This window comes from Paenibacillus sp. CB74 (assembly GCF_055687625.1).
Genome location: NZ_CM146009.1, coordinates 3,821,759 through 3,836,135, shown reverse-complemented (window position 1 = coordinate 3,836,135; position 14,377 = coordinate 3,821,759). Strand labels below are relative to the sequence as shown.

Below are 14,377 nucleotides of genomic sequence, written 5' to 3'. Positions count from 1 at the left end.
AGGTGCACGAATGATAGTCTGGCAGGGTATAATAAAAGAATAGGACTGTTTATTACAAGTTGATGTAAGAAGAGATGACAATCGCAGACAGGTTTTACTTTTCGAAACCACAGATGTTGTGTATAATCACTCAAAATAGAGACAGTCGGCTAGGAGTGATCCCCATGCAATGGAACGATCTGAGAGAACATAGACAATATCCTGAACTAACCAAATTGGATGGATCTCGTGCAGCATACGAACGGGACTATTCCAGACTCATTCATTCACCGACCTTCCGTCGGTTACAGGGCAAATCACAGGTGTTTGGCGCAGGAACGGGGGATTATTATCGTACTCGTTTGACCCATTCCCTGGAGGTGGCGCAGATTGCACGAGAGGCTGCCCGCAGCCTGATTCGTCGTTTTCCCGAGGTGGACTGGGACCGTGCCGATAACCCGGGCCTTATTATTGATTCAGAAGTGGTGGAGTGTGCTGCAATCGCACATGATTTCGGTCACCCGCCGTTTGGACATAAAGGTGAAGAAGTATTAGACGGTATTCTGGATGACCTTATTAACACCGAGGCTAAGAAAATTATGAAAAAAAGCCGCAGCGCCAAAGTTCCCAAGGTGGAGTCTGAGGTTCGTGCCGAGCTAAAACGGAAATATGAGCATTTTGAAGGAAATGCACACAATTTCCGTCTCATTATGCATTTGGAGAAGCGTGAGGATATCGACGGACTGAACCTGTCTGATGCGGTATTACTGGGAATCAACAAGTATCCGTACCCCGGGACAGAGAGCAAGAAAGGCATGTATCATCATGAGTGGCAATATATTCGTGAGATCCGTGAACGTTGGAACGTGCCGGCAGGCAAGAAGACGCTTGAAGCACAGCTGATGGACCTATGTGACGATATTGCGTACTCCTCGCATGACCTGGAGGATGGTATCAAAGCAGGCAAAATTGAAGTACACGAGCACTTCCTGCAAGATCCTCATGTGAATCGACTGATTGTGGATAAGATTACAACGTTGGAGGATCTGTTCTGGAACGGATGGACTCGGGAAGCAATTGGGCAAAAGGTAGAAGAGGTGCTCGCTTCGTTCCTGCGCATCTGGAATGAGAAGATGCCGTTCTGTGAGCATGATTACTCGCGTACCCGACGTGAGGTGAAAGCTTATTGGGTGAGTTTCTTTGTAGGCAGCCTAGGTGTTATTGATGATGGTGACTGGAAGAAGGTTACCTTTGTCCGTGAAGGGGCTGAAGACCTTGATATGCTGCGTACGGTGAGTGTGCTTAAGAGTTTTGCATGGGTGACGATGATACGTGATCTGCGTGTGCAACGGCTACAGAAGCGAAGTGAGTGGATGATTAAGCGATTATGGGATGCATTCCTCGATCCGGAAACGTCCAAATCCATTATTCCATCCGACTGGCTGCAGCGGTATGAGAAGGATCAGGCCAAAGCGCAACCGATCTGGACCTGGGAACATATGGTGATTGATTATATTGCAGGAATGACGGATGCATTTGCCGAGAAAATATACAATGAACTTTATGGACTGAAGGTAGGTTCCATCTACGATCTGGATTAAAATGAACCGATATAAAGGGAGATGAGACGCTTGGCTACAAGAATGAGTGAGACGTTCAGTCTGGGCGTACTTGACCTTGTTCCAAGGTTAAACGATGCCACAGCGGAACAGGCACTTCAACAATCCGTGGCACTTGCGCAACAGGCTGAGGCTTGGGGATACACCCGATACTGGACATCAGAGCATCATGATATGGCTGAACTGGCATCGGCCTCTCCCGAAGTACTGCTATCCCACATCGGAGCAAGAACGACAACGATCCAGCTTGGCTCTGGAGCGGTCCTGTTGCCACACTACAGTCCGCTCAAGGTTGCAGAGTCGTTCCGTCTCCTGGCTACCCTCTATCCGGGGCGCATTGAGCTTGGGCTCGGACGTGCTCCTGGCGGTGGTCCTCATGCGACGATGGCACTCAGTGGCAATTACTTGCAACATGTGTCCAAGCTGCCCGAATCACTTGCAGCACTGACCGAACTGCTTGAAGATCGATATACCTACGAGGATCATCCTGTGACGGCTCGTCCGATTCCCAAGCTCCCGTTATCGCTTTGGATGTTGGGGACCAACGTAAAGAGCGCAGAATTTGCGGCACGGTTCGGCATGGGCTATGTCTTTGGTCAATTCATGAGTGATGCTGATGGTACAGAGGCTGTAAGGCGATACCGAGAAGGATTTGTTCCCAGTGCAACCATGAAGGAACCTGAAGTTATGGTGGCAGTCAGCGTATTGTGTGCGGAGTCAGAGACGGATGCCTTGGCCTGGAGTCGTGACATGGCAGAGAGACGCAGGGCGGATGGAAAAGAACGTTTAAGCGAGCTGAATTCGAATAGTATCGAGGTCTCCGGCACGAATGATTCAGCCAGTGCTGATCTTCATGAAGCTGAGCGGCACTATGCAGGTACACCTGAGCAGGTATGGGCTCAATTGGAACAAGTAAGTCGCAGACTGAATACGGATCGGTTGCTTCTGGTTACGGCAGGACCCGATTATGAGCGCAGGCTGAATTCTTACCGATTGCTGGCCGAGCAAAGACAGAGCAATCTTGAAGTAGGCGAAGCACTTTATGATGCAAACCGTTAAAATTTGAATAAAGCAGAGAGCTGCAGATCGGGATGTTACCGTATGCTGCAGCTCTTTATTTTAGAATATGCCAAAATTCAACAAGACTTTACTAAATTAAGCTTCTTAATAACAAAATAATGTTATAATACTTTACGTCTATTTTCCTATCGATATAATATAGATAAGTTCTTTTGACAAGAGGTCAAAAGAAGGGGAAAACAATGACAAAAGCACCTGAATTCGGGATGACCGAAGAGGTCAAGGGGGAAATCATATGTTCAGCAGATTTAAGATCAAAAGTATCGGTCTGCGTATCAGCATCGCGTTCTACTTGTTAATCCTCTGTTTGATTATTTTGAGTGTCACCATTGTCACCCGCATGAATTCAATCGAATCCAACACAAATGAGATTACAAACAATTGGATGCCATCAATCCAGCAAATTAACCGGTTAAACTACACTACGGAGCACGTTCTTTCGCTAAGTTATCGTCACTTTGACGCGGATACATCGGACAAGGGAGCTTTGTTAGAAGAGCGTACCAAGTATATTCGTGAAACGACACAGGCGATTAAAATTTATGACCAGCAGGAAAAGTCTACGGAGGAACTCGAACACTGGAATGCGTTCAAGAATAAATGGGAAGCGTATCTTAAGATTAATACGCAAGCAATCAAACTGAGTGATGAGGGTCAGACACAGCTGGCCAAGGAAGTCGCTGAAAAAGGTGCAGACTCCTTTGACGCCATGCAAGTCGATCTGGATTATCTTGTGGAATACAATCAAAAACAGTCCGATATTGCGGCGGCCCAAACGATCAGATCGGTTCAGGATGGTAGAATAATCATTATTATCGGTGTTCTTGTCATGATTGTCATTACGGCGATCAGTATTCCGATTATTCGTTCACAGGTCGTGAAACCACTGCTGCGTGTTATTAGTGCGGTAAAACTGATTGCAGAAGGCCAATTGAATGTACAGGATATACATACCAGACATGAGGACGAAGTCGGTGTTCTGGCCAAAGCGGTGAATGACATGAAAGGTAACCTGACTTCCATGGTTCTGAGCGTTAGACGAATTGCGGAAGCTGTCAATCGTCAGAGCGGGGAACTGGCAATCTCCTCCGAAGAGGTTAAGATTGGCAGTCGCCAAATTGCAATGACCATGGAAGAGTCGGCCAAGGCTGCGGAAAGTCAGGCAGAGACAGCGGTGGAATCAGCTCGTACGGTTGAAGTGCTGAATGATCACATCCAGAATCATACGGAGCAAGGCAGTCAGCTACGCGTCATGTCGGATCTTGTACTGGAGCAAGGGCTGAATGGTCGCAAGGCGATGGAACAGTCAGTTCAGCAGATGCAACAGATTTCCGGAGCGGTCTCAACTTCCATGAATAAAATGGAACGGCTGAATCGTAAAAATGAAGATATCTCCAAGCTGGTTCAGGTCATTCATGACATTGCACGCCAAACCAACCTGCTGGCATTGAATGCCTCCATTGAAGCAGCCCGTGCGGGAGAGAGTGGACGCGGGTTCGCCGTAGTGGCCTCAGAAGTGCGGAAGTTATCGGAAGCTGTGCAGACTTCGGTCGAAGAGATCACGGCGATTACCGAGGATATTCAGCAGGAGTCACAAGGGGTGGTTGCGGAATTGCGTACAGGCGTTCAGGAGACCGAACTGGGTCAGGAACATGTACTTGCTTCAGGTCAGCTCTTCCGTACGATTAATGAATCGGTGGAAGGCATGGTAGGTGTGATCAGCACCATGACAGATGGCCTCGCGGGAATGCAGGAAGCAAGCGGACGAATGAATGATTTCAGTCAGCAGATTTCGGCTGTTTCGGAACAATCAGCAGCAAGTGTGGAAGAAGTTTCTGCATCGGCGGAAGAGCAGGTCAGTTCCATGGAAACGATTAGTGGCAACATTCAAAGTCTGAAAGAATTATCGGAAGATTTGCTAACATCCATTGAAAAATTAAAAATATAACCTTCTTCTTATAATAGAAGAAACTGGCTCGTGCATGGGCGGGCTGTTGAGAATCTCAAAATAAAATAAGGTGTTCCTCGATCCTGGGGACACCTTATTTTTTTCTTTCCAAATAGTTACCTCCAAAGAAATGGATAGTTGTCTAGCCGTCTAACATTGTATACAATGACTACCTGAAGCATTCGTAACAGCTGATATTTGATATGTATACACTGAGCTACTATCTATATAGAAGAAACATGATTAATGAAGGAAGGAGAGGAAAATTTTGCCTGATGAAACACTTGGTAGTTACACTACTTCTGGGAAATACCTCTACACCTTTGCTTGCCACGAGAACGAGCGTGAATTATGCATGCTGGAGCTGAATACGTTGCTTGAACCGAGTTCAGAGATCGGTATGGATAGGGGAGCATATGTGTGGTCTGAACGACATATATCACCTGGACGTAGTCCTTTTATCCATGGCAGATTAGATCTAATCGGTGAAGGCGATACGGTGAATGATCTGCTCCCTCTTGCCAAAGAGATTCAGCTGCTGCCAGAAGAGACATTTAAGGTGATTTGTCTGAAAGAAGGGGATCATGCCCCTGATTATGCACAGTCTCGTCAACTGGAAAAAGAAGTCTGCATGTGCATTAAAGGCAAGGCACAGATGAAGCAACCAAAAGTGACTTTCGGCCTAATCCAAACAGGAGAAAAATGGATCTTGGGCCAGTGGACAGAAGCTGATCGATCATGGCAGATACATCGGCAGAAGCCGCAAAACTACTCGACGGGATTTGGCATCACGCTTGCCAGAGCGCTGGTGAATATTGCTGTTCCGAACGTGGAAAACCATCGATTACTTGATCCGTGCTGCGGTATGGGAACAGTTGTCATTGAAGCTTTATCCATGGGAATTGATGCGAGAGGTAACGACTTGAATCCTCTGGCTGTCCGAGGTGCACGTATCAATCTGCCGCATTATGGATATGATTCGGATCGAATCACGTTAGGGGATATGAATGAACTGCAAGATCGGTATGATGCAGCGATTTTGGACATGCCCTATAATCTCTGTTCTGTACTCCCAGATGCTGAGCAACGAGACATGCTGAAGAGCTTGCGCAGATTGACCCAGCGGGCAGTGATTGTTTCCACAGAGTGGGTAGAAGAGCACTTGTTGGAAGCGGGATGGACAGTAAAAGAGTACCGAACAGTAAACAAAGGCACGTTTATACGTCATATCTGGTTGTGTGTGTAAGTATAAAAAAAACAAAACTCTACCTCTAAGGAAATTTCCAGAGGTAGAGTTTTTTTACTGTGTACATTTTAATTGAACTAACGATTTACACGAGAAACGTAGAGGACAGAAAAAAATGAAGAAGCGGAGCTAAAAGCTTTCTGCAAGAAAGCTGCATCGTAAGCATACTCTTCGCCTTTATTCACAGATTTTCACTTTTCTAAAAGTGAGTCAAAAAAATCTGGGAATAACAGTGAGCGGAAGGTTGTTCTGTCATCGGAGTTGTAAGTGTAAATATTGTTTAGTTCAATTGATATCGTTGATCTGATTTGCACAATATTGCATGGGAACGGATGTTTGTGTTAATATTTATGACTATAATCCACCAGGTTAAGCGGAAGTGTCTGGCCAGCTACATAAGCTTCCAGATTTTTGACGAAAATATCGAGGGCACGATCCGTGTATTGCTCCGTGCTTCCTGCGATATGTGGCGTCATTAAGACGTTATCCATACCCCATAACGGGTGGTCTGCCGGAAGGGGTTCTTCTTCGAAAACGTCCAGTGCGGCGAAGGCAACCTGGCCGTTTTGGAGTGCATTCAGCAAGGCTTCCGTTTTCACACTGGGGCCGCGGCCCACATTGACGAAACATGCACCAGATTGGAAATGCTCAAATGCAGTTTGATCATATATATGTTTGGTTTCATCGGTCAACGGTAAAATGTTAATCACATAATCGCCTTGGCTCAAGGCTTCATGCAGCCCGGTCATGTCGTACATCTGATCCACGTTGGGGACATCTTTGCCTGAGCGACGAACTCCGATCGTTCGCATGCCGAGTGCTTTGAGGATGCGGGCTGTTTCGGTTCCAATCTCACCTACACCAACGATGACCGCTGTTTTACCGTGCAGTTCGGGTAGGGGGTTGGCGGGAGCTTTCCATTCGGATTGCTGTTGATGCAACATGGCTTGTCTCAGCCAGCGGCTGTGGGATAACATCATGCCCAGAATAATTTCGGTGATTGGAATGGCGTGAACTCCATTTGCACTGGTGACCTGAATGTTCTTCTGCTGCAAATCTGCAAAAGGAAGATTGTCCACACCAGCGGACCAGACCTGAACCCACTTCAACAGGCTGTCTTGTCTCAATGCATGTTCAGTGACAAGAGGTGACCAACCGAGAATAATCTCAGCCTCTTTCAACTCAGCAGGGTCCAATTCCTTGGCTTTTCCGAATGTCAGGGTGTACCCCGGTGCGGCGTTCTGAATGCGTTGTTTCTGTTCTTCGGATAGAGATGGAAAACATACAATTTTACCCATAATGTGTGGTCCTCCTGAGATCAATAGTTTGATAAGTTTGATAATTGAAGTGTATCAGATTTGATGTTGGATGTGCATAAGGTGGTGAATGCAGGAATCTAGCCTTATTTGCAAATGGTTATCTTTGTGTCACTCTATACTTACCCAACTTGAAACGATATGTATAGTTATGAAATAATAGAGCGAACTTTAGAGAGGTGTATGCAATGAATAACCAATCACATCAGGATCATTCATCCCGACGGGAAAGATTGTTTGTGGCGATTCGTCTTCCTGGTCCTGTTCAGCAGTCTCTTCAGATGGACGCGAGGCTTGTACAGAACAAACTTGATTTTCGTAAATGGACAGATTATCGGGATTATCATATAACCTTGCAATTTCTTGGGGATACACTTGTTAGTGAGATTGGACATCTTCGGAAAGCGTTGCGCTCAGTAGCAGTTGAATTCCAGGCGTTTGAACTTCAGCTTGCGGATTGGGGCACATTTGGACTTGAAGAAGCGCCTAAAGTATTATGGAAGGGTGTTAGCGGAGAGATGGATCGGTTGATTTCACTGCAAAAACAAATCGTTCAGGCCACATCGACTCTTGGATTCGAAGCTGAATTAAGACCATATGCTCCCCACATCACCGTTGCTAGAAAATATCTGGGACAACTCCCAGGTAATGAGAATAAAGGGGTATCTGGAGTGCTTCCGGAACATACCTCAGGTGTTAATTCATGGATGGTGGAGGACATTGTACTTTATGTGACAAGGCTTGGACAATCTCCAATGTATGAGGTCGTGGACACGTTCTCTTTTTCCTGATAATCATTTTTATGCCATAAAATCACATTGACATTACGTTTATCCCTATGTAATATTAGCCATCGTTATTCAAATTCTTTTTTTTGGGTTACTTAGATAAGGGAAATGTTTCGACAGGAGGAATCTTCGAATGAACATTATAAGCAAGAATCGTTGGGTAGCACCGATGTTATCAGTGCTGCTTGTATGTATAGTGGGGGTAAATGTCGTTCAGGCGACGGGGAAGTGGAATGAAGCTAGTGATAGTAAACAGATGACCGAACTTGCGGCTTCTGTGCAAAATAAACAAACATCTGCGCAAGAAGAGAGGCGCATGATGGAAGATGGGACAAGTCTGTCTACACAAACCGTAGCGTGGACTGAATCTCTGCCAGCGAAGAACTGGTTGACGACTGCTCAAGAAAAGCAGGAATTGCAAGAAGCCAAGGCCAAGAACAAAGCTAGAGCTGTAGCTGCGGCCAAAGCCAAAAAAGAAGCTGCACTGAAATTGGCCAAAGTGGAACGTGCCAAAGCGGTGGCTGCTGTAACAACTCCCCCCCAAAAACTATACTTTACGCGGACCAAACTTCTGAACCAGGAAGACTCGAAACTCGCAACCTGGTCATACAGTGTGTCCGATAAAGAACTGCATCTGCTGCAAAAAATCGTCATGGCAGAGGCGGAAGGTGAACCGTACGAAGGCAAAGTGGCAGTTGCCAATGTTGTCTTAAACCGGCTGCGGTCAGCCAATTTTCCCGATACCATTTACAAGGTGATCTATCAGAAATCCCAGTTCAGTCCTGTAGCGAACGGACGTTTGAAACGTGTGGTTCCCAACGAGGACAGTATCAAAGCAGTGAATGCTGCGCTGAACGGGAAGAAGGAAGTTGCCGATGATACGTATTATTTCTTATCATTGACGCTTGCGGACGATCTGACAGTTGCCCGCTCGCAGAAAAAAGTAAAAACGATCGGTCATCATACTTTCTACAAGTAATCGACCCGTAAATTCTGCAAACAGGCAGGGTAGTTAACAGTGTGTGCTTCACACGGCCCTTCAAAAAGCCTGAATCGTAGTTTTATTTCGTTATTTAAAATATGGTTATACTCTAAATTACCCTTTTTTCTGCCAAATCATACGGTCAAAATCAATGAAAATAAAAGAAGGTTCCCTTCCAATAATTCGGAAGGGAACCTTCTTTGTATATCGTGAGCACTTGCCTTGTCCTCTATAACACCTCATGAGAGCAGTTCTATAGGTCCATAGAGACGTTAGAATGGGATTCTGGTACCTGATAAGGACGTGGCAGCAATTCCGGCTGAGAATCGCTCTACGGGTGTTTTCGTAACTTCGGCAGTCGTCGGGAATAATAAATCATGAACAGCTTGGGCGCAACACGTTGGATCATAGGCTGAACGGCTGCCGGTAATATGTGCTACGTTCAGCGGGCTTTCAGCTTGAGTGGAAGCCTGTTCACAGAGTTGGCTGAAACGTTTGGTAATCACGTCGGCAGAGTGGATGACCTGGCCGTATCCGGCTTGTACAAAGTATTCACAGTTCTCTTCTTCTTGACCCGCCAGCGGAGGAATGAACAGCATGGGTAACCGCTTAGCCAACGCTTCGGTACATGTCATGCCACCAGGCTTCGTGATTAGCACATCGGATACATCCATCAGTTTGCTTACTTCACGGGTATATCCCAGAATACGAATATTAGGGTGCTGGAAGCAAGGCATCTCCTTCATTTTTGCAATCATTTTCTCGTTGCTACCAAGACAGAACACCAATTGCACACGATCTGCCCAGGACGTGAGAGCTTTCATATGATCCTCATCAAAAGAAAGTCCCCAGCCTCCACCCATAAGCAGCGCGGTAGGCATGTTCTGAAGCCCCATCTCTTGCCGCAGCTTTACTTTGTCGCCCGCTTCCCAGAAGTCAGGATGCACAGGAATTCCCGTGATCTGAATGTGGGAGGGATCGACCCCTCGAATTTCAAGTAATGCTTTGACCTGAGGGGTGGAGACCAGATATTTGTTCACTTCCGGATTAATCCATGTTCCATGCACGTCATAATCCGTCACGACGGTATAGAGCGGGATATTCAGGCCCTGGCGTTTGAGCCGGGAGATCACTGCATTTGGAAAAGGATGGGTACAGATCACCGCATCTGGTTTCAGTTGGGATACGACCTGTGCTGTCTGTGTATAGAAAATTCGATGCAACGCCAGCTTGGTAAAGCCATTTAATGACTTGTTGTACTGTGTGCGGTACAACAGACTGACCAGTTTGGGTTGAACCGACAGTGTCTTCCGATATGCAGAAAAGATTAATGGAGCTACCGTTGGGTTTAAAAATTTGCCTAGTTCAATGACACGACTGTGAACATGTGGACTGACTTTTTTGATGCCATGTGCCAGCGCATGAGCGGCCTGAGTGTGACCGGTACCGAATCCTTCCGATAATAAGAGCACTCTTGGTTTTCGCATGAGTTCACCTTTATTCATAAGTTTTAATTCATAATGAAGATATTCATCGTTTTCGTTAGCTATGGATCATACATTACTACATGAATATACATTGAAGCGCAGAATCATGTTTCATCCATAAATATTTACACCATATCTCTTGGTCTGAGACAGTCTGGCTTCATTTATATACGTATGTTTGAGTCATCTTACACTATAGACGACGACAGAAGGAGTTTCCACTGCATTTCGGTTAAAAAAAATTAACACAATATTTAAAATGTTAGGGTTGCAATCTTATTGCTGAGGTGGTAATGTATATTTTGACCGAATGACCGAATTGTATTTTTGGTCATTCATGTAGGACGAATGAACATTGAATGGAGTAAAAGGAGGGATATGATGGCTCCGATTGACAGGAGACAGCAGGTTATTCATGCAGCAGCCCAGTCGTTTGCCATGTTTGGATACAAAGCAACTACGATGGACCAGGTCGCCAAGATTGCGAACGTGGGCAAAGGAACGATCTATACGTTTTTCACCAACAAGGAACAATTGTTTGATCAGATTCTGGTAGAAGTGATTCAGGAAATGAAGAACATCGCACATCGTGAAGTGCATCAGGAAAGTGCATTTTTTGATAATCTCTTTCGGGTGCTGGATGCGTTGTTGGAATTCCGCCGTGATCACGAGCTGCTGGTTAAGTTATCACAGGAATTGAAGGACTTTGGAACACTGCAGGCCAAGGAAGGTTTGGACAAAGTGGAGAAAGTTATTTCCGATTTTTTGGCCCGGGAGCTTGAGAAAGCGAAGGATAATGGAGAGATTCGGGATTGTGATCCGCAAGTGGTCGCTTTTATGATGATTCGCTTGTATATTGCACTCACCTCTGATTGGAACAAACAACATCAACCACTGAGCAAAGAGGAAATCAAGAATTACTTTCGCCTTTTCTTAATGGAAGGAATTGCTGCTGTAACGTAATCCGAATTTATTCTACTATAAATAAGGGTTATCATACATGTATGGCAGCGAGGCTTGTCGGAAGACAGGTTTGTTTTTTTGCTTTAAATTGACCGTTTGAGGAAAATGGTCACTTCGTGTTTCGGTAATTTTTCTGGAACGCGACATTTTATTTCATTATAGTTATTCCTGCTCATGAAGCAGAGAGATTAAGGGGAGAAAATGACATGAAATCTTTATCCGTGTTTTTCAAGGATGTGGGATCGGCCGTGAGAAACCCGAAGGTGTTGATCCCTGTTATTGCAATTATGTTTATACCGATCCTGTATAGTGGCATCTATCTGGCGGCTTATTGGGACCCATATGGTCATGTGGATGAGATGCCGGTTGCCGTTGTCAATCTGGATAAAGGCGCAGAGCTGGAGGGCAAATCACTTCATGTAGGTAATGATCTGGTGGATGAGCTGAAGAAAAATGCAGATTTTAAATGGGACTTTGTCAGTGCGAGCCAAGCCAAAGAAGGCATGAGTAATGACAAATATTATATGCAAATTACGATTCCGGAGAACTTCTCATCCCAAGCAACAACGTTGCTCGATGACAAGCCAGCACCGGCTGACCTGATCTATGAACCGAATGGCAATTATAGCTTTGTCGGTGCACAGATCGGCAAGACTGCGATTAAGGATCTGAAAGCCAAAGTCTCAGCCAAAGTAACAGAATCCTATGCAGAGACTTTGCTCGACAAGTTCTCAGAAGTATCTGATGGCTTAGCGGAGGCGGGTGATGGAGCTGGTGAACTGAATACCGGCGCAGGCAAACTGGATGATGGTGCAGTTAAGCTCAAGGATAACTTGGCGAAGCTTGCATCCGGGACGCTTGAACTTCAGGAAGGACTTTCTCCATTAAGTGATGGGGTTAACGCGTTGCACACGGGTGCGACCAAGCTTGAAAGTGGAACAACGAATCTTGTATCGGGTCTGCAACAGCTTCAGGCAGCCGCTTCGAGCCAGCTTCAGAGCGGAGCAGATCAGTTGAAGGATGGCAGTGCCAAGTTGGAAACGGGCCTTCAATCTTCACTGGATGGTACAAGTAAGTTGCAGGCTGGCCTGGCATCGTCAGAACAGGGCAGTGAGAAGCTGTCTGACGGTCTGCAAAGTGCCGTTCAGGGCAGCGGTACACTAGCAACAGGCCTGCAATCGGCTGTGGATGGCAGTGGGAAGGTTGCGGACGGAGCACAGAGCGTAGCCGCCGGATTGAAGCAGCTTGCTGCATCGAACCCGGAACTCGCCGAAAATGCGGATGTACAGAAACTGCTTGCGGCGAGTGAAGCGGTTGCTGATGGAAGTGCGCAACTGCATGAGAGCGAGCAGAAGCTTGCACAGGGTGCAGATCAGCTGCATCAGGGCAACCAGCAGTTGGCCGCGGGTGCGTCCGAGCTCCATGGTGGTCAGAAGCAACTACTTGCTGGTGCAGACCAGCTGGTAGATGGACAGAAGCAATTGCTGGCTGGAGCCGGACAGCTTAGTCAAGGGGGAGCGAAACTCTCCGATGGTCTGAAGCAGTTCAGCGGCAAATTGGGTGATGCTGCAAGTGGCGGTACATTGTTGGCGAATGGTGCCAAGCAGCTGGGCTCAGGTACAACAGCTTTGCAAACGGGTGTGGGCAAACTCAGTGGTGGCGTTAGTTCACTAACCGATGGTTCCAAGCAACTGGGTGATGGCGCAGGCAAACTGGCTGACGGTCTTACTGAGCTAAAAGATGGTTCAAGTGAACTGGCAACCAAGCTGAATGATGCCGCGCAGAAAACATCCGAAGTGAAGAAAACGGATGATGTGGTGAACATGTTCGCTGAACCGGTGAACTCCTCGGAGAACACAGCAGAGAACGTGAGCAATTATGGTACAGGATTGACACCGTTCTTCCTGTCGATCGGTCTGTTTGTGGGATCATTGATTTCGACGATTGTATTAAAAATGCGGGAAACGTCCGTACCTGGTGCAACAGGCTGGAATCGTTTTGTCAGCCGGACACTGGTATTTGGCTCCGTGAGTATCTTCCAATCGGTTATCGTGGCAAGCTTCATGTTATATGGTCTTGGACTGGAGACGCACAGTGTAGGGCTGTTCTATCTGTTTACCATTATTACAGGGCTGACCTTCATGTTGATCGTTCAGGCGCTTGTAACCTGGCTGGATCTGCCTGGACGTTATGTTGTCATTCTGCTGCTGGTCTTCCAACTTGCGGCTAGTGCAGGTACATTCCCGGTAGAACTGATTCCATCGTGGCTTCAGGCATTTAGCCCTTGGTTGCCAATGACACACAGCATTATGGGCTTCAAAGCTGTTGTATCGAGTGGTAATCTGGATGTGATGTGGCATCAGGCAGGAATTCTTAGTATCTATGCAGGTGCATCTATTCTGCTGACGCTTGCTTACTTCCTTTGGAATGGCAGACGTCCGAAAAAAGAAGTCGAACAGGCTGATTCCGGTCAAGTTGTGACGGCATAAGTCGAACCTGATCTTCAGCAGGGTCATATTTTTGAATAAAAACTTTATTTTCTTGTAGTGAAATTATGCAATATAGTAGTCAAATAGTGCAAATAGCCTGTGACCCCAAAAAGGGGTTACAGGCTATTTTGTATACAAATGCATAAAGAAGTAAAGATTCGCTGGCTTACGCAGTGGAAATTTGGTTGAATTATGGATAAACGCAGGCGGTACATGGAACGATTTTCTTCTGTCAGCAATTTAATTCAGTTGTACTCTGGCTTAAAAAGTGTATAATTATTCGAAAAAGAGATGAATTTAAACGTCACTACTGTAAAGCTGTACTGCAAAACATTTCTTATCAGAGGTATTAAAAAGTTTAAATTGCGCTGATGTTAGGTCGGTGTTAAAATAATATAACTATATCAAAAAAACGTCGCTCCATTTCAGTAGCCGTGCCAGCGGCTGCGTGTTGATTTATACATGATGCTGTTTGCCGGA

At 46.1% G+C, this 14,377-nt stretch carries 10 protein-coding genes; 8 read left to right on the top strand and 2 right to left on the bottom strand.

The features are described 5' to 3' along the window. Positions 1-164 precede the first annotated feature (164 nt). From ACX9NY_RS17140 to ACX9NY_RS17125, 4 genes are all read left to right on the top strand, one after another. The gene (locus ACX9NY_RS17140; protein ID WP_105597648.1) at positions 165-1,580 is read left to right on the top strand and encodes a deoxyguanosinetriphosphate triphosphohydrolase family protein; all 1,416 of its coding nucleotides are present in this window, start codon (positions 165-167) and stop codon (positions 1,578-1,580) included. A gap of 21 nt (positions 1,581-1,601) precedes the next feature. Then, positions 1,602-2,657 (top strand): MsnO8 family LLM class oxidoreductase, encoded by a 1,056-nt coding sequence (locus tag ACX9NY_RS17135; protein WP_472473969.1) that lies wholly within the window; start codon positions 1,602-1,604, stop codon positions 2,655-2,657. Positions 2,658-2,913: 256 nt separating this feature from the next. Further along, a complete protein-coding gene (locus tag ACX9NY_RS17130; protein WP_472473967.1) occupies positions 2,914-4,626 on the top strand; it encodes a methyl-accepting chemotaxis protein in 1,713 nt (570 codons plus the stop codon). A 268-nt stretch (positions 4,627-4,894) separates the two neighbouring features. Next, positions 4,895-5,872, top strand: coding sequence for a TRM11 family SAM-dependent methyltransferase (locus tag ACX9NY_RS17125; protein WP_472473965.1), 978 nt, complete (start codon positions 4,895-4,897; stop codon positions 5,870-5,872). A 341-nt stretch (positions 5,873-6,213) separates the two neighbouring features. On the opposite strand, the gene ACX9NY_RS17120 is transcribed toward ACX9NY_RS17125, so the two are convergent. Then, a complete protein-coding gene (locus ACX9NY_RS17120) occupies positions 6,214-7,170 on the bottom strand; it encodes a D-2-hydroxyacid dehydrogenase (RefSeq protein ID WP_472473963.1) in 957 nt (318 codons plus the stop codon). 206 nt (positions 7,171-7,376) lie between these two features. On the opposite strand from ACX9NY_RS17120, the gene thpR reads away from it, so the two are divergent. Together thpR and ACX9NY_RS17110 are read left to right on the top strand one after the other, a co-directional pair. Continuing rightward, the gene (thpR, locus tag ACX9NY_RS17115; protein WP_472473961.1) at positions 7,377-7,979 is read left to right on the top strand and encodes an RNA 2',3'-cyclic phosphodiesterase; all 603 of its coding nucleotides are present in this window, start codon (positions 7,377-7,379) and stop codon (positions 7,977-7,979) included. A 130-nt stretch (positions 7,980-8,109) separates the two neighbouring features. Continuing rightward, the gene (locus tag ACX9NY_RS17110) at positions 8,110-8,955 is read left to right on the top strand and encodes a cell wall hydrolase (RefSeq protein ID WP_339259394.1); all 846 of its coding nucleotides are present in this window, start codon (positions 8,110-8,112) and stop codon (positions 8,953-8,955) included. A gap of 275 nt (positions 8,956-9,230) precedes the next feature. Here the strand turns inward: ACX9NY_RS17110 and ACX9NY_RS17105 are convergent, their stop codons facing one another. Continuing rightward, positions 9,231-10,445 (bottom strand): MGDG synthase family glycosyltransferase, encoded by a 1,215-nt coding sequence (locus ACX9NY_RS17105; RefSeq protein WP_339240259.1) that lies wholly within the window; start codon positions 10,443-10,445, stop codon positions 9,231-9,233. A gap of 381 nt (positions 10,446-10,826) precedes the next feature. Between ACX9NY_RS17105 and ACX9NY_RS17100 the strand changes: the two genes are divergently transcribed. Next, entirely contained in the window at positions 10,827-11,408 is a 582-nt protein-coding gene (locus ACX9NY_RS17100; RefSeq protein ID WP_339240260.1) for a TetR/AcrR family transcriptional regulator, read from the top strand. A 206-nt stretch (positions 11,409-11,614) separates the two neighbouring features. After that, positions 11,615-13,897, top strand: coding sequence for a YhgE/Pip family protein (locus tag ACX9NY_RS17095; protein WP_472473959.1), 2,283 nt, complete (start codon positions 11,615-11,617; stop codon positions 13,895-13,897). The last annotated feature ends 480 nt before the right edge of the window (positions 13,898-14,377 follow it).